This is a genomic window from Mucilaginibacter sp. (assembly GCF_036383575.1).
Taxonomy (GTDB): domain Bacteria; phylum Bacteroidota; class Bacteroidia; order Sphingobacteriales; family Sphingobacteriaceae; genus Mucilaginibacter.
In genome coordinates, this window is sequence record NZ_DASVOB010000072.1 from 1 (window position 1) to 14,771 (window position 14,771).

General features: G+C 41.2%; 15 protein-coding genes and 1 tRNA gene. 6 read left to right on the forward strand and 10 right to left on the reverse strand.

Annotated features, from left to right (window positions below; genetic code table 11):
• Positions 1–906 (forward strand): serine hydrolase (locus VF500_RS02465; protein WP_330858160.1); only part of this gene is annotated, 906 nt, incomplete at its 5' end.
• Positions 907–1,051: 145 nt separating this feature from the next.
• On the opposite strand, the gene VF500_RS02470 is transcribed toward VF500_RS02465, so the two are convergent.
• From VF500_RS02470 to VF500_RS02490, 5 genes are all read right to left on the reverse strand, one after another.
• A complete protein-coding gene (locus tag VF500_RS02470; protein WP_330858161.1) occupies positions 1,052–1,960 on the reverse strand; it encodes a helix-turn-helix transcriptional regulator in 909 nt (302 codons plus the stop codon).
• 34 nt (positions 1,961–1,994) lie between these two features.
• Positions 1,995–2,492 (reverse strand): hypothetical protein, encoded by a 498-nt coding sequence (locus tag VF500_RS02475; RefSeq protein WP_330858162.1) that lies wholly within the window; start codon positions 2,490–2,492, stop codon positions 1,995–1,997.
• A 27-nt stretch (positions 2,493–2,519) separates the two neighbouring features.
• Positions 2,520–2,960 carry a DUF2147 domain-containing protein gene (locus VF500_RS02480; RefSeq protein ID WP_330858163.1) on the reverse strand — a complete coding sequence of 147 codons (441 nt, stop codon included), beginning with the start codon at positions 2,958–2,960 and terminating at the stop codon, positions 2,520–2,522.
• 41 nt (positions 2,961–3,001) lie between these two features.
• Complete coding sequence (locus VF500_RS02485; protein WP_330858164.1) at positions 3,002–3,817, reverse strand: oxidoreductase; 816 nt, start codon at positions 3,815–3,817, stop codon at positions 3,002–3,004.
• A 223-nt stretch (positions 3,818–4,040) separates the two neighbouring features.
• Positions 4,041–4,131: transfer RNA gene (locus tag VF500_RS02490), tRNA-Ser, on the reverse strand.
• A gap of 260 nt (positions 4,132–4,391) precedes the next feature.
• Between VF500_RS02490 and VF500_RS02495 the strand changes: the two genes are divergently transcribed.
• From VF500_RS02495 to cdaA, 3 genes are all read left to right on the forward strand, one after another.
• Positions 4,392–5,363: a polyprenyl synthetase family protein gene (locus VF500_RS02495; protein WP_330858165.1), complete on the forward strand. Its 972-nt coding sequence runs from the start codon at positions 4,392–4,394 to the stop codon at positions 5,361–5,363.
• Between the two features lie 80 nt (positions 5,364–5,443).
• Positions 5,444–5,914, forward strand: coding sequence for a group II truncated hemoglobin (locus VF500_RS02500; protein WP_330858166.1), 471 nt, complete (start codon positions 5,444–5,446; stop codon positions 5,912–5,914).
• A 102-nt stretch (positions 5,915–6,016) separates the two neighbouring features.
• Positions 6,017–6,808, forward strand: a complete 792-nt coding sequence (gene cdaA / locus VF500_RS02505; protein WP_330858167.1) for a diadenylate cyclase CdaA — start codon at positions 6,017–6,019, stop codon at positions 6,806–6,808.
• Between the two features lie 583 nt (positions 6,809–7,391).
• Here cdaA and VF500_RS02510 read toward each other — a convergent pair.
• On the reverse strand, positions 7,392–7,781 hold the full coding sequence (locus VF500_RS02510) for a hypothetical protein (protein WP_330858168.1): 390 nt from the start codon (positions 7,779–7,781) through the stop codon (positions 7,392–7,394).
• A gap of 151 nt (positions 7,782–7,932) precedes the next feature.
• Between VF500_RS02510 and frr the strand changes: the two genes are divergently transcribed.
• A complete protein-coding gene (frr, locus tag VF500_RS02515; protein WP_330858169.1) occupies positions 7,933–8,496 on the forward strand; it encodes a ribosome recycling factor in 564 nt (187 codons plus the stop codon).
• Between the two features lie 73 nt (positions 8,497–8,569).
• Complete coding sequence (locus VF500_RS02520) at positions 8,570–10,336, forward strand: ABC transporter ATP-binding protein (RefSeq protein WP_330858170.1); 1,767 nt, start codon at positions 8,570–8,572, stop codon at positions 10,334–10,336.
• 79 nt (positions 10,337–10,415) lie between these two features.
• Here the strand turns inward: VF500_RS02520 and VF500_RS02525 are convergent, their stop codons facing one another.
• The 4 genes from VF500_RS02525 to VF500_RS02540 are packed head-to-tail and all read right to left on the reverse strand — an operon-like array spanning position 10,416 to position 14,042.
• Positions 10,416–11,021 carry a biliverdin-producing heme oxygenase gene (locus VF500_RS02525; RefSeq protein WP_330858171.1) on the reverse strand — a complete coding sequence of 202 codons (606 nt, stop codon included), beginning with the start codon at positions 11,019–11,021 and terminating at the stop codon, positions 10,416–10,418.
• A 15-nt stretch (positions 11,022–11,036) separates the two neighbouring features.
• Positions 11,037–11,408 carry a response regulator gene (locus VF500_RS02530; RefSeq protein ID WP_330858172.1) on the reverse strand — a complete coding sequence of 124 codons (372 nt, stop codon included), beginning with the start codon at positions 11,406–11,408 and terminating at the stop codon, positions 11,037–11,039.
• On the reverse strand, positions 11,398–11,817 hold the full coding sequence (locus tag VF500_RS02535; RefSeq protein WP_121223818.1) for a response regulator: 420 nt from the start codon (positions 11,815–11,817) through the stop codon (positions 11,398–11,400). Before VF500_RS02535 ends, VF500_RS02530 begins: the two co-directional genes overlap by 11 nt.
• A gap of 2 nt (positions 11,818–11,819) precedes the next feature.
• A complete protein-coding gene (locus tag VF500_RS02540) occupies positions 11,820–14,042 on the reverse strand; it encodes an ATP-binding protein (protein WP_330858173.1) in 2,223 nt (740 codons plus the stop codon).
• Between the last annotated feature and the right edge of the window lie 729 nt (positions 14,043–14,771).

Sequence of the window (14,771 nt, forward strand, 5' to 3'; positions counted from 1 at the left end):
ACCGGCTACATCTACAATCACGCCAATGTTTACCTGCAAATGCGCATTATTGAAAAGGTTAGCAAAAATAGCTATGCCCAATTCCTGGCAAAAAACATTTTTGAACCGGCGGGTATGAGCCATACAGTGGTAGATTACCCCGTAGGTTCACCGGGGATGGCGCAGGCTTTTGACAACAACGGACAAAATACACCTTACGGCCAGGTGATGAGCGGTTGGGTGCGTTTGCCTATAGACGATTTGTACAAATGGACACAAGCGCTGGAGCATTACAGGATTTTGTCAGAGAAATCTTTAGCCGAACTGGCAGTTAATTTTCCGGGCGGAGAAAGCAGTCTGGGTTCAACCGGTTTTGAGAATGGCAAACTCATCTGGCATCAGCATCAGGGCTCCAACAGCAACTATGAGGCTACTATTTACAGCTGGCTGCCCGATAGCATCACCATTGTGATGATGACAAATAACCAGCAGATGAAAGTGCTCCCACTTAAAACCGCACTGATGAATGTTCTGCAAAACAAACCGGTAACCGTGCCTAAGAAATCTTTTTACCTGGAGATCAGGGAGAAGATGCTGGCCAGCGCCGACAGCGGTTTGGCTTACTATCATGAACTGAAAGCACATCACCAGGACAAGTATGATTTTAGCTTTGAAATAGCTGATCTCATTAGTACCGGAAAATATGTAGGCCGCCGTGCACACTATGACGATGCCATCCGGATCTATCGCCTGGCTGCCGAGTTGCCAGCGAGGCCGGGAGACGTATCTTATGCCTATGAACTTATAGGGCAAGCGTTTCAAAGCAAAAACGACAAGGAACAGGCATTACTAAACTATAAAAAAGCGCTGGAAACTGATCCTCAAAATAAGAATGCCGCAGGTATGATAGAGGCACTTAAGCGTTGATGAGCATTTGCTTGAAGGCAATTTTGGAGGATAAGAAGTATAAATAAACGATTAACTCAGAGTCGAACTTTAGTTGTTCGAGCCCAATACGGTTCAAGTTGGTATTTATCCGTTCTGAATTAGTTAATTGGTTTATTATAGGTGATCAATTCAAAGAACGATACTCATTCGGTGTCTGCCCTACCCGCTGTTTAAACAGCCGGGAGAAATATTGCGGATATTCAAAACCGAGTGAGTAAGCTAATTCACTGACGGATTTGTTGGAGCTCAGTAAAAGATTTTTTGCTTCTTCAATCAAATAATAGTGAATGCGGTCTTGTGCATTCATTCCTGTTTCTCTTTTAAGCAGATCACTGAGATAGTTAGCGGATAAATGCATCTTATCTGCCAGGAGTTTTACTGTTGGCAAGCCTTTTTTGCTAAGTAGGGGTGATTGTATATATTCCTGCAACTCATTCTCTACCTTTGACAGTATATCCTTATTTACATGCTTTCTGGTTATAAATTGACGGTCGTAATACCGTGTACAGTAATTAAGCAATAATTCAATATTGGAAACAATTAATGTTTGGCTGTGCTTATCAATATTTTCAAATAATTCGGCATCTATCTTCTGCACAATGTCAAACAACACGGTCTTTTCTTTTTCTGAAAGATGAAGCGCTTCGTTGGTTTCATAAGAGAAAAAGGAATAATCCTTTATTGATTTGCCTAATGATGTACCCCTGATCAAATCCGGGTGAAAGAATACCCCCCATCCTGAAATATCCACTTTTTTTTGCAAAGGCTCATCCAATGCTATGACCTGCCGTGGAGCAATACAAATTAAACTGCCCTCATGAAAGTCATAGGATTGCTGCCCGTATTTCATTTGGTTGATGCAAAAATTCTTGAACATTACAGAATAAAAGCCTAAGGTCAATTTCATTCCTGAATAGAATTGCTCTTCATATTTGGAGAAGTCCACAACCGCAACCAAGGGATGCTTTACCTTAGCATCCGGAAGCATTTTATGCATCTCTGAAATAGTTTCAATATGTGTAACAGTATTCATCTATCTAAATTTAAAAAATAGTTCTTATTACCTGCTATTTCAATACCTCTAATATTACTTTGTAATAGATCTCAGCCCTTTCCTTGGAGAAATAATCAACTACCAAACCTGAAATGGCAAATAACGCAAGGCCAATACTCCAGCCTTGCCATAACGCGCTTTTTGAGAGCCAGAATATAAGTAGTGTAAGCGAAAAACAAACTGTTGCCACCACCTTTGAAATGGTATACATGTATTGAAAGGCTTCTACACGTTTTTTTTCGGACTGAATAAACTCAGATTGGTTCTGACTAAACTTTTGCTGAAAAACCGGCAACCTGGTTTGATTTGAAACATACATTGAGCCGCCTAATGCAGAATACACAAAACCGACGATAATTAAGGGAAAGATGAGAGCCCTTGCATTTGGTGTTCCACCAAATTTCCAGAACATAAGCCCAAGAAAAATAATGGAGGCACCGAACACCAAGATCAGGACGCCTTCAAAAATTTCACCCTTGATCCATGCAGATGTGCTATTGAAGAAACTCATAGTCAAAAGGATAATGTTAATACACTGTTACTGATTGTATGGATGAAATGTAGCGGTTTGACCAAACACAGATACACCCATGTACCCGCGCAGGTTTAGTTTACCGTCTTTGATCCAGACCTTGCATCTGTAAGTATCCCCCGACGGAGGATTATAGATTTTACCGCCTGTAAATTCTTCTCCATCCCATTTTAAGCCGGTCACACTTACAATCCCGATGATGTTTCTTGAGCGTAATTTTTCATCTGGGTTTTTGGCATCTTTTTTTGAGGTTTTGCCGTCACTTTCCACAATTTTATTACCCCATAACAATTTTGCCTGGTATTCGTTGCCCGATTTGAAGAACTCTAACCGTACATCTTTTTTATCAGATTCCCACGTGCCCGCTATAGCATTTTCGGCAGTTTGTGCTTTAACGGTAGTTGTAAAAGCTATTATTAATACAATAGCTATTTTTAAGATTTTCATTTACTTGTTCTTTAATGTTATTTAATTTGTTTTTGATGCTGTTACATTTGGCTCATAACGATTCTGTCAAATAGCCTGTCTCCTAAATAGGTTCTCATCCAAACCATAGGTTTGGCAAACTTTCCGACTCTGTATCGTGTTTTCGGATTTTTACTGTCTACTATTTTATTTACAGCATCAGCGATTACCGAAGGCTTTGAGGAACCGTTTCCTTGTGCGGCTTTTTTTGTGCCCTCAATGATTTTATCCATCATGCCTGTGTAGGCACTTTGCTTTGAAATTTTTGAGAAATTGTCAATCAAAACAGAACCAAACTCGGTGGCGACAAAGCCGGGCTCTAATATCACCACCTTGATATTGAATTGCTTTAATTCCAATCGCATACAGTCACTCAAACCTTCCACCGCATGTTTGCTTGAATGGTACCATGCACCCATTGGGAAGTACATTTTACCACCCATTGAAGAAGTGTTGATGATTAATCCTGATTGTGCTTTACGCATGTAAGGGACTACTATTTGCGATACCGCGGCTATTCCAAAAACATTTACCTCCATCTGTTTTCTTGCCTCAGCTAACGGCACATCTTCTACCGAACCATACAGGCCATAGCCTGCGTTGTTCCAAAGTACGTCGATTTTGCCCTCTTCTTTGATAATGGTGTTAATTACGCATTGGATGTCACTTTCATTTGTTACATCCATTTGCATTGGATAACCACCCAGGGCCTTTAAATCCTGCATTTGGTCAATTCTTCGTGCAACTGTATAAACAGTATGGCCTTCCTGGATGAGTTTCTTAGCTGTTTCCTTACCCATCCCTGAACTTGCACCGGTAATTAAGATTACTTTTTTCATTTTTTTGCTATTTCAAATTGATAGCACAAATGTCTGGCGGATGAGCGGGCTGTTGTTAATACAAATACTGGATAGTTGTATACTAACTCTCGTTTGTGGCTATAATTAAAGTGTAGAAACCGTCAGCGGGCTTTGGAATACAGAAAAACAAAAAACCTCGCTACTTTATTGCAGCAAGGTTTTTTAATTTTTACAGTAAAGTTGGGTACTACTGAATTTCTTCTGGCGGAGAGGGAGGGATTCGAACCCTCGATACCCTTTTGGAGTATACACACTTTCCAGGCGTGCTCTTTCGACCACTCAGACACCTCTCCGTATAAATGTGGAGTGCAAAGGTAAAATATTTGGCCTTACTATCAATAAAAAAGCGAAGCCTGTTTTAACAGGCTCCGCTTTCACAAAAACTTAACTCTACTTATAAAAATTGCACTCACATAGGTATGACGATAATTGTGCCCCTTGGTTTAATTTAAGTAAAAAATATTGGGCTATAATGCAGATACATAATTTTAGCTTATGTTTGCTCCGCACTGTCACATGGCGGTGGTTAACATAAAATACTGTTTTGGTTGCAATGCTGAGCATCAACGACATTAAAAAACCTATTGCTGCTGATATTGATGCGTTTGAGGAGAAATTCAGAACTTCGATGAAAAGTTCTGTTCCGCTACTTGACCGTATCACACATTACATTGTAAAGCGTAAAGGCAAGCAGATCCGCCCTATGTTCGTGTTCTTTTCGGCCAGCATTTGCGGGGGCATCAATGAAGCTACGCACCGCGGGGCCGCATTGGTTGAGCTTTTGCATACGGCATCGCTTGTGCATGACGATGTGGTTGATAACTCCTATCAGCGGCGTGGCTTTTTCTCTATCAATGCTTTGTGGAAAAATAAGATAGCCGTTTTGGTGGGTGACTACCTGCTTTCAAAAGGCTTGCTGCTTTCTATCGATAATAATGACTTCCAGTTGCTTCGCATAGTATCAGACGCCGTTAAACAAATGAGTGAAGGCGAACTGATGCAGATTGAAAAGGTGCGCCGCATGGATATTGGCGAGCCTGTGTATTATGATGTGATCAGGCAGAAAACTGCTTCGCTTATAGCGTCATGCTGTGCCTGCGGTGCTGCATCGGCAGGGGCAAGCGACGAAGTGGTTGAAAAAATGCGGCTCTTTGGCGAGAAGATTGGCATCGCGTTCCAGATCAAGGATGATATGTTTGACTTCGGGACCGATGATGTGGGCAAGCCATTAGGTATTGATATCAAGGAGAAAAAAGTTACCCTGCCGCTTATCTATGCGCTGGCCAATTGCAGCAGCTCCGAAAAAAAGCGGGTGATCAACCTGGTGAAAAACCATAACGAAGATCCTAAAAAGATAGCTGAGATCATCAAGTTTGTAAAGGATACCGGAGGCCTGCAATATGCCGAAACCCAGATGAAAAAATACCAGGATGAAGCTTTCGAGATCCTGAATACTTTTCCCGACAGTGATTCGCACCGGGGATTGGAGCAGTTGGTTAGGTTTACTACCGAACGCAACAAATAAGTCCGATTTTAGAGTAGTTCATAATTTACTGGTTTTTAAAGATGCGCTGCTTATCTTTATCGTAACCGGATTTTACAATTATGACAGCTACAATCCCCACACTGTTTGAATGGGCGGGAGGTACACCTGCTTTTGAACAGCTTTTCAATAAATTTTATGATAAGGTTTTAGCTGATGAATTGCTGGAACCTGTATTTAAACACATGTCGCCCCAGCACCGGATGCATGTTGCTCATTTTGTGAGCGAAGTTTTTGGCGGCCCCAAAACTTACAGCGAAACTGAAGGCAGCCATTATGCTATGATCAATAAGCATTTGCAAAAGCATTTAACCGAAGCGCACCGCAAACGCTGGATTGAACTGTTGCTGCAAACTGCCGACGAGCTATCGCTACCTGACGACCCTGAATTTCGTTCGGCCTTTATGGCTTACCTTGAGTGGGGCACACGGATAGCTGTGTTAAATTCCCAAACAGATAGTACTACAGAAAGTCCGGATACGCCTATGCCGGAATGGGGCTGGGGTGTACCGGGAGGGCCATACATTTCCTGAAATAATAGCACAGGAATGTAAAATGACCGTTGTAACCGATCAGCATATCATATTTACCATCCTTCCGGCGTTTATGTTCGGGTAAACTTATTAACTTCGTAAATGCAGTCCATACAATCTCTTTTCCCCAAAATAGGTTTCTTCTCTATCCTTGATGTATTGCTGGTGGCATTGATCATTTACCAGTTGTATAACCTCATCCGGGGAACTATCGCAGCTAATATCTTCATCGGTTTCGCAGTGATCTTTGCCCTTAATTTCGTGGTGAAGGCTTTGGATATGAAGTTGCTTACCATTATACTGGGTAAATTTGTTGATGTGGGGATCATTGCTATTATCGTGGTTTTTCAGCAGGAGGTACGGCGATTTTTGTTGCTGGTAGGTAAAAACGCCTCATTGCAACGTAATAAAGCCTGGTGGCAGTATTTCTTTGGAAAATCGGAGGTTGAGAAAAACAACTATGCCCGCATTAAGCCAATTATCGATGCCTGCAAAAGCCTGAAGCAAACCCGTACCGGGGCACTCATCGTATTTGCCAAATATTATGACGAGCAGTTTTACCAAAACAGCTGCGAGGTTGTGGATGCTAAAATATCCAAACGTTTGCTTGAAAGTATCTTTCAGAAAACCAGTCCGCTGCATGATGGTGCTGTGGTGATCTCAGAAAATAAAATAAAATCGGCCAGTTGCATTTTGCCGCTTACCGAAAAAACGGACCTGCCGGCACAGTTTGGTCTGCGCCATAGGGCCGGTATTGGCGTAACGGAGGCTAACGAGGCTACGGCTATCATTGTATCCGAAGAAACCGGTGAGATCTCCTATGCCAAACAGGGCCGGGTTAAAATGAATATTAGCTTCGCGGAACTGGAAAAAGTTTTGAATAAAGATTTTTAAAAATCTGGTTCATAATGAAAAAGGAGCTTGTTCACAGTCTTAAGGTATTTATAACTATCGTTGTAATAGGAGCCTCGACTGGCGTAAGTCTTGTGGGCAGGATAGTGCTGGGCTGACTTGTGACGCCGCAATTAATGTATCGTCAATGAACTATATATGAAACCTGTAAGGTCTTATTGTTTAAGGATTTGGTTTTCCTCTATATTAATTGCTCCTGTTATTGTATTTATAGCACAGTTACCGTCAGGCGTTGAGATCAACTTTTTTTCTGCGCCCCTTTGGTCAATGTTGCAATTAATGTCATATATGTTTTATATGATATTTTTCGGATTGTTGTTGTCTGCCCCCTGCTTTATACTGTTTTATTTAATAACAAGCGTGCTTAATAAGCTTATCTTGAATAGAAACCTGGTGAAGCCAACGTTATCTGTGATTGGTATAGTATTTTTTATACTCTTATTTTTCTTATTGTTCCACTCGCTATCGCTTTTAAACAAAAGGAGCTTTATTCCTTACTTAGCGTATCCTCTTCTTATTTTATCAGGAATATGGTTTTATAAGTTGAATGTGGACAAGAGCACTTTCACGGAGTGACCTTATCCTTTTTTACTCCAACAGTATCCGGATTAACAATATCTATCCTTTTAATCAGCATATGATATTTCACCCCTGGTTCGTCTGTTTTAGCAATAGGCATATTATCGCGTGGATACGTTTTAACTATTGGCATACGGCTGTAAAAATCATCAGCTGCAATGAGATCCTTAGTATTTAACTGTGTGCCATTATTGTTTAAGAAGCCGTTTTGCGGAAGTACAGGAATTAACTTTGACAGGTTGGTATCTGCCTTTAATGGCTTAAGGTTAAAAAGTTTATCGACAGCATTATTGTTATTCGGGGCTTTATTAAGTGTTTGCGCTTTAAGCTGACCTACGCAGGCTATCAGCATAATAAAAAATAAGGTTTTTTTCATGGCGATAATATTTTATACTAATATACTTATCCTTTAATAATATATAAATGTTAAATAATGTTATTTATTGTTAAATGCTTTTGAATTGTACCTAAATACCCAAGCTGTAAAATGATAGATTTTGTTACTTTTGTTGAAAATTTAAAAACCGATGAGCGAACTCATTAAAAAACAAGTAAACGATGCAAAGGCCAATATGGATAGGGCCATTGAGCATGCGGACAGCGAACTGAATAAAATACGTGCAGGCAAAGCAAGCCCATCATTATTGGATGATGTAAAGGTTGATTACTACGGTACACCTACGCCGCTTAGCCAGATCGGTAGTGTAAATACTCCTGATGCCCGTACTATCGTTGTTCAGCCATGGGAAAAATCATTACTGGGCGCAATTGAAAAAGCCATCAAGGAAGCAAATTTAGGACTTAACCCACAAAACGACGGTATCATTATCCGTATCAACGTACCGCCGCTTACCGAAGAACGTCGCCGCGACCTGGTTAAAAAAGCCAAAGGCGAAGCCGAAAATGGTAAAATTGCTATCCGTAACATCCGTAAAGATGCCAACGAAAAGATCAAAAAATTAAAATCAGAAGGTGTTTCTGAAGATGAAATAAAAGTAGGTGAAGCTGAAGTTCAAAAACTTACTGACGCTAACATCGCTAAAGTTGATCAGCTTTCAGAAGCTAAAGAAAAAGATATCATGACGGTTTAATATTAACCTTATGTCAAATTAAAAGGGAATGAGCTACTTAGCCATTCCCTTTTTTTATGTTTGCTGTTGAAACATGAATGTATTAATTTCTTACTTAAAAAAGCACCGCTTGGTGGTGGTGTTGGCCCTGGTGCTGGCCGCTTTTAATATTGGTTTTTCACTGCTCGATCCGCTTATAACGGGTCATATCATGGATACCTACATCGTGCCGAAAGATCACCTGTTTCATACTTTTGAATACCGCTTTTATGGTTCTTTATGTATGATTGGCCTTGCCATAGGTGCAGCGATGGTATCGCGCATTGCAAAAAACTTTCAGGATTATTTTACCAATATCATTACCCAAAAAGTTGGTGCCGAAATGTATGCAGATGGTCTGCGTCATTCGCTCGAATTGCCGTACCAGGTATTTGAAGATCAGCGGAGTGGCGAAACCCTGGGTATACTGCAAAAAGTACGTATTGATTGTGAAAAATTCATCACATCGTTTATCGGGGTATTATTTGTGAGTTTGGTGGGGATGGTTTTTGTTATCGTTTATTCATCAACCGTAAGTTATAAAGTGACGCTTGTTTATTTTGGAGCTATACCTATTATAACTTTTGTAAGCATGGCCCTCAGTAAACGGATAAAAACAATACAAAGAAATATCGTATCGCAAACTACGGCCCTTGCTGGTTCAACCACCGAATCATTAAGGAACATTGAACTGGTTAAAAGCCTTGGCTTGGCCAAGCAGGAAATTGAAAGGCTCAATAATACAACCTATAAGATCCTCGACCTTGAACTTAAAAAAGTAAAATATGTACGGAGCATGAGCTTTGTACAGGGCACTACGGTAAACCTGGTACGGAGCATCATGGTAGTAATACTGCTGGTGCTTATTTTTAAAGGCACGCTTACACCGGGAGATTATTTAAAATTTTTATTTTACTCATTCTTCCTGTTTAACCCGCTGCAGGAGTTGGGCACTGTCATTCAATCCTGGCGTGAGGCTGAAGTTTCTCTGGGGAACTTTAAAGGCATTTTGAGCATTCCCATTGATAAAAAGCCCGAAAAGCCGGTATTGCTCGAAAAGGTAAACACCCTGACGTTTAATGACGTTAGCTTTAAACACTTAACCGCAAACCGTAACGCGCTCAATCATATCAGTTTTGAAACTAATTCGGGAGAGACGATCGCGTTTGTTGGTCCGTCGGGCTCGGGTAAAACCACTTTGGTAAAATTACTGGTGGGCTTGTATCAGCCATTGCAGGGTGATATTTTGTACAATGGTACATTAAGTAAGGAAATTGATCTCGATCAGCTGCGCGAAAAAATTGGTTTTGTAACACAAGACACACAATTGTTCTCAGGCACCATTCGAGAAAACCTGCAATTTGTGCGTCCTGGCGCTACCGACGAAGAGTGTATGGATGTATTGCAGCGTGCGGCCTGCCAAACCTTGCTGGCCCGTGCCGATAAAGGTTTAAGTACTGTAATTGGTGAAGGCGGCGTGAAAGTATCAGGCGGTGAAAAACAACGTCTTTCTATAGCCCGTGCTTTATTGCGCCGGCCGGATATTTTGGTATTTGACGAAGCTACCTCATCGCTTGATTCCATTACCGAGGAAGAGATCACTGAAACCATCCGTAATGTATCCGAAAAGGAAAATCATATTACCATCCTGATCGCTCACCGTTTATCAACCATTATGCACGCCGACAGTATTTATGTACTGGAAAAAGGCCGCATTATTGAAGGTGGCAAACACGCCGATCTGATTGCCCAAAAAGGTTTATACTACGCCATGTGGAGACAACAAATAGGGGAGAAGGACACAGCGGACGCGCTGGATTAAGATTCTATCCCAACAAAAAAAGCGATGCTAAAAAAAGCATCGCCTTTCTTTGTTCATAAGCGTCATTGTGAGGAATCTATTATATCTCAGGCGGTACAAGCGTTACCGTAGTAGTTACTGTTTTAGTATTTGCCATGTGTTCAAACAGGCTTACAGCATTTTTTATTGCGGCCTCATGCTCAGCCTCGGGTATCGCGTTGAGCACTTCTAAAAATTGTTTCCACTTTAAACCAAGCTGATCGCCATAAACCTGGTAATAATGGTAGTTCAAATTGTAAGGCAATAACTGCTCGTTAGTTTTCAGTCGTTTTGCTATTACATTACCACCGAGTGTTGCGCCTTCCAGCACATATATTGCGCCGAGAATTGAGGCGTCACTGCTTAGGTCAATAAAACCAGGAGTGGTTTTTGGCGAGGTCCCCACTGCCGAATTGATCTCCTCAAAGTCGCGTAGCAACGCTGGTAATTTTATCCTGCTCTCAATATCCAATTTTTGACGCAGCTCATCACTAAGGCCGAAAAATAAAAAATCTTCTACAGCGAAGTGGGTAACGTAGTTAACGTTTAATATAGTTTGATACTGCTCAAAAGTAAGTGAGCCATCCATAATTTGCCCTACAAACATTTTTTGCTCAAGCTGATCATGTAAATGTGCTGTAGCTTGTTTTATTTTTTCGTGAAGCATATAGTATGCGTGTTTTTAGGCGGCCAAGATACCGTCAATGCACTTATAAAGCTCATCGAGTGCGAAGGGTTTTGCCAGGTAAGATGTAGCGTTAAGCTTTTTAGCAAGCTGCACAATGTTTTCGTGGCCTGAAAATAATACAAACGGTATAGTTCTGTGGTCATTAACCTCATGGATCTCTTTGATGATTTCCTGGGCCTGCCGCTGACCAATATAGTTATCGAGCAGGATCAGATCGGGGCCGAAGCTTTCAATTTGTGCCACAACCTCGTAGCCGTCGCGTTTTACTTCAACCTCATATTTATCGCACAGGGCGATACCCATAATATCGGCTATATCCGCATCATCCTCGATGACCAATATTTTTTTCAGCGTTTTAATTGACATTCAGATTTTTAGTGAACCAAAAATTATAAAGTGATTCAACGCAGTTTACCAGGTTTAAATAACCGGCAGGCTTGGTTAAATAGGCATTAGCGCCAAATTCAAGTGACGCCTTAACGTCTTTCGGATTATCCGACGTTGAAAAGAATACCACAGGAGTATATTTCAAAAATGGAATTTCACGGATGCGTTTTACCAGGTCGAGGCCCGAAAGCCCCGGTAAGTTAAGATCAAGCAATATCAGCTTCGGTTTTACCCTGGCTTCGGTAAGCTGCTTTAATTGCTCAAGAGCATCTTTCCCATTATCAATGATCTTTACGGTAAGTCCGTCTTTCACTTCCTGAACGGCATGTTGCATTATGAATGCAAAATCCTCGTCATCTTCAACATAAAATATATCTGGCGAACTCACAATTAACTAATTTTAAAAGATATATAAAAAACTGTGCCAAATCCTAACTTGCTCTCGAACCAAATACGCGCCTTGTGTTTTTCAATAATACGCTTTACTATGGCAAGGCCAACGCCGGTACCTTCAAATTCAAGTGCGTTATCCATGCGTTTAAATAATTCAAACACACGGTTATAATAATTAACATCAATACCAACACCGTTGTCAGATATCGAATAAACAATTTCATTGGTCCTGACCACACCTTCAACCTTTACTTTAGATGGCGTTGACTTTGACGAATATTTCACAGCATTATTGATCAGGTTGGTGAAAACCTGGGTTATCATTACATTATCGCCCTCAATTGAGGGTGTTTCGCCAATGGTAAACTCAATATTTTCGGGATTAAGGGCCGATAATACCTCCCTTTTAATCTCATTTAACAAGATCCCCATATCAATTGGGGCCATCTCAATCTCGGCCCGGCCCACACGCGAATAATGCAGGATCTCCTTAATAAGCATGTGCATTTTATCGGTGCCCTTGATGATCCTGTCGAGCATTTTTTTTGCGCTGTCGTCCAGGCTTTTATTGCTTGCCAACAGCAGCTCTGAATAATTTTTTATGGATGATAGCGGGGTACGCAGGTCATGCGATATGGTATAGCTGAAAGTGTCCAACTCGTCATAGGCCAGTTGCAGACGTTCGTTCAGGATCCTGATCTCGTTGGCTTTGCGGTTGATGGCGTAAATAATATCCTCACGCACTCTTAAAACCGCGGTGATCTCATCATGCTTCCACTTTTCGGATGTGTTTTTAACAATCTGTGTCCAGCTTTCAAATGACTTACGGGGCGATAGCTGCAATAGGCCGTCCGCAGTTTCTTCAACCGGTTTTTCGGGATTACCTGCCCAGGTAATGGATTGCACCTGCTCGGGCTTAAACCAAATGATCATTTCGCCAAGCTCCCGCGATAGACTGCAGGCCAAAATGCCGCTCGCAACATCAGCATATTGTTGTGCTGCCGGAAATATCCCCGGGAAACGATGGGTACTGTAAACAGTATCAACCATGTTTACTTTAAGCCACTCAGCAATATCGGCAATTTGCTCGTTGGCAGGTGTTTGGCCAATGGTGGTTATTTCACCATCATATATTAACGCTACGCCCGTAGCTGTAGTAACATCCTTCAGTGTTACTTTATTGCGGGTTAATGCAAAAGTGAAATCGGTATCTTTTTTAATATAATCGGCTATGGTATTGGCGGCTTCGCCCAGTTCATGAAGCTTTGCCGAATCCTCTTCGTCCTGGCGGTACTCCAATGCCGACGACAGGATCTGTCCGATCAGCTTAGAGGCATCGCGTGATTTATAATCGATAAATCTTGGCGAGTAATTATGGCAGGCGATAAGTCCCCAAAGCTCTCCATGAGCAATGAGTGAGATACTAAAGCTCGACCCGACGCCCATGTTTTTTAAATACTGGATGTGGATTGGCGACACCGCCCGTAACACAGAATGGGTAAGATCGAGCGGAGCAGCATCTTCCTCGTAGGTAATAATAGCCGAGCTTTCAGAGTTTACATCGGCTATTATACGGGTAAGGTTGATCTTGTAAAGTTCACGGGCCTGTTTCGGGATATCGGATGCGGGATAATGTAAACCTAAAAAAGGTTCAAGGTCATCATTCTTTACTTCGGCAGTTACCTCGCCGTGTCCGTCCTCATTAAATTTATAAATCATCACCCTATCGTAGTTGATGATCTTCTTTATCTCGAAGGCTGCATTTTGCAACAGGATATTTAAGTTTTTACCGCTTAAAATTTCGGCTACTGAACGACCTATAGTTTTTTGAATATCATAGCCCAGGTCTGATTCGGTTGGTTCAAACTCCAGTACCAGGTCATTTACCGAGTGACTGATAATGAGGTTATAATTAACGCCCTTTACATCAATAGCCAGTGGATTGATGGTATCCGAGCTTTTTGAGCCCTTAGCGAGGTTTAACAGTTGCTGCAATGATGCGGTATCACTTGCTATGGCTAATTGTTCTTCAAGTTCAGTAATGTTTTTTCCCAACAGCCCCACTGCATTAACACCAGTATAGCTTTCAATATTTTGGCTGATATAGGAAATATTGTATGATTGGCTGTTTACAGCGATCAAGAAACCGTGCGATTGGATCTTTCCCGGAATGTGGATGGGTTCTCTGTCGCAATTGGTCAGGTCTACCTGGTAACTCATAGTGTGTTTTATAGGATGAATGACCGTGTAAAATACAAAAAATACACTTCTATGAAATATATTTTTTAAATAGGTAAGTTGTAAGAGTATATATAAGACGAAAGCGTCATTGCGAGGAACGAAGCAATCTCCGACTTGCAGAGTAGCTATTCAAGTGCCTCTGTGCAGTTCGCGATTGCTTCGTTCCTCGCAATGACGGGTGAGTGGATAAAGCTGTTTAGCTTAAATATTTCATAGTTGTTGGTGTTGCCACTAACAACTTCCTATCTATATAACAGGTGTTCAACTTTTTAAAGTGTGAACACTTGCAGTTTTTTCCATAACAAACCTAATTGATAATCAGCAATTTAATTTTGTAGTTTATTGCCCATTCAAATAAAATGAACACATGTCTGCTGACAATCAGTTACTTGTATTTTTGCAATTTTAAAAGCTGAACACCCGTTTTTAAAAAACTGAACACCTAAATTTCGATTCAAAAAACATGTTGTTGGTGTTGTCACCAACAACTCTACACCATCCAATTAACAATCTCGGTTAATCCATCCAATAGTTGTTGGTGACAACACCAACAACGGCATAAAAAAGCATGTCATTGCGAGCGTAGCGCGGCAATCTCGTAGCCAATGCATGTCCGCCCTGTATAGCTACGGGATTGCCGCCTCGCCCCAAGTGCTTTTGCCCATGCCGCTCCTCGATTTCTATGATCTAAGCAACTAATTTGAGATA

Excerpts from the sequence above, each read along its gene's own strand:
- VF500_RS02470 (WP_330858161.1), bottom strand. The coding sequence starts at position 1,960 with ATGAATACTGTTACACATATTGAAACTATTTCAGAGATGCATAAAATG.
- VF500_RS02475 (WP_330858162.1), bottom strand. The coding sequence starts at position 2,492 with ATGAGTTTCTTCAATAGCACATCTGCATGGATCAAGGGTGAAATTTTT.
- VF500_RS02480 (WP_330858163.1), bottom strand. The coding sequence starts at position 2,960 with ATGAAAATCTTAAAAATAGCTATTGTATTAATAATAGCTTTTACAACT.
- VF500_RS02485 (WP_330858164.1), bottom strand. The coding sequence starts at position 3,817 with ATGAAAAAAGTAATCTTAATTACCGGTGCAAGTTCAGGGATGGGTAAG.
- VF500_RS02495 (WP_330858165.1), top strand. The coding sequence starts at position 4,392 with ATGCTGAGCATCAACGACATTAAAAAACCTATTGCTGCTGATATTGAT.
- VF500_RS02500 (WP_330858166.1), top strand. The coding sequence starts at position 5,444 with ATGACAGCTACAATCCCCACACTGTTTGAATGGGCGGGAGGTACACCT.
- cdaA (WP_330858167.1), top strand. The coding sequence starts at position 6,017 with ATGCAGTCCATACAATCTCTTTTCCCCAAAATAGGTTTCTTCTCTATC.
- VF500_RS02510 (WP_330858168.1), bottom strand. The coding sequence starts at position 7,781 with ATGAAAAAAACCTTATTTTTTATTATGCTGATAGCCTGCGTAGGTCAG.
- frr (WP_330858169.1), top strand. The coding sequence starts at position 7,933 with ATGAGCGAACTCATTAAAAAACAAGTAAACGATGCAAAGGCCAATATG.
- VF500_RS02520 (WP_330858170.1), top strand. The coding sequence starts at position 8,570 with ATGAATGTATTAATTTCTTACTTAAAAAAGCACCGCTTGGTGGTGGTG.
- VF500_RS02525 (WP_330858171.1), bottom strand. The coding sequence starts at position 11,021 with ATGCTTCACGAAAAAATAAAACAAGCTACAGCACATTTACATGATCAG.
- VF500_RS02530 (WP_330858172.1), bottom strand. The coding sequence starts at position 11,408 with ATGTCAATTAAAACGCTGAAAAAAATATTGGTCATCGAGGATGATGCG.
- VF500_RS02540 (WP_330858173.1), bottom strand. The coding sequence starts at position 14,042 with ATGAGTTACCAGGTAGACCTGACCAATTGCGACAGAGAACCCATCCAC.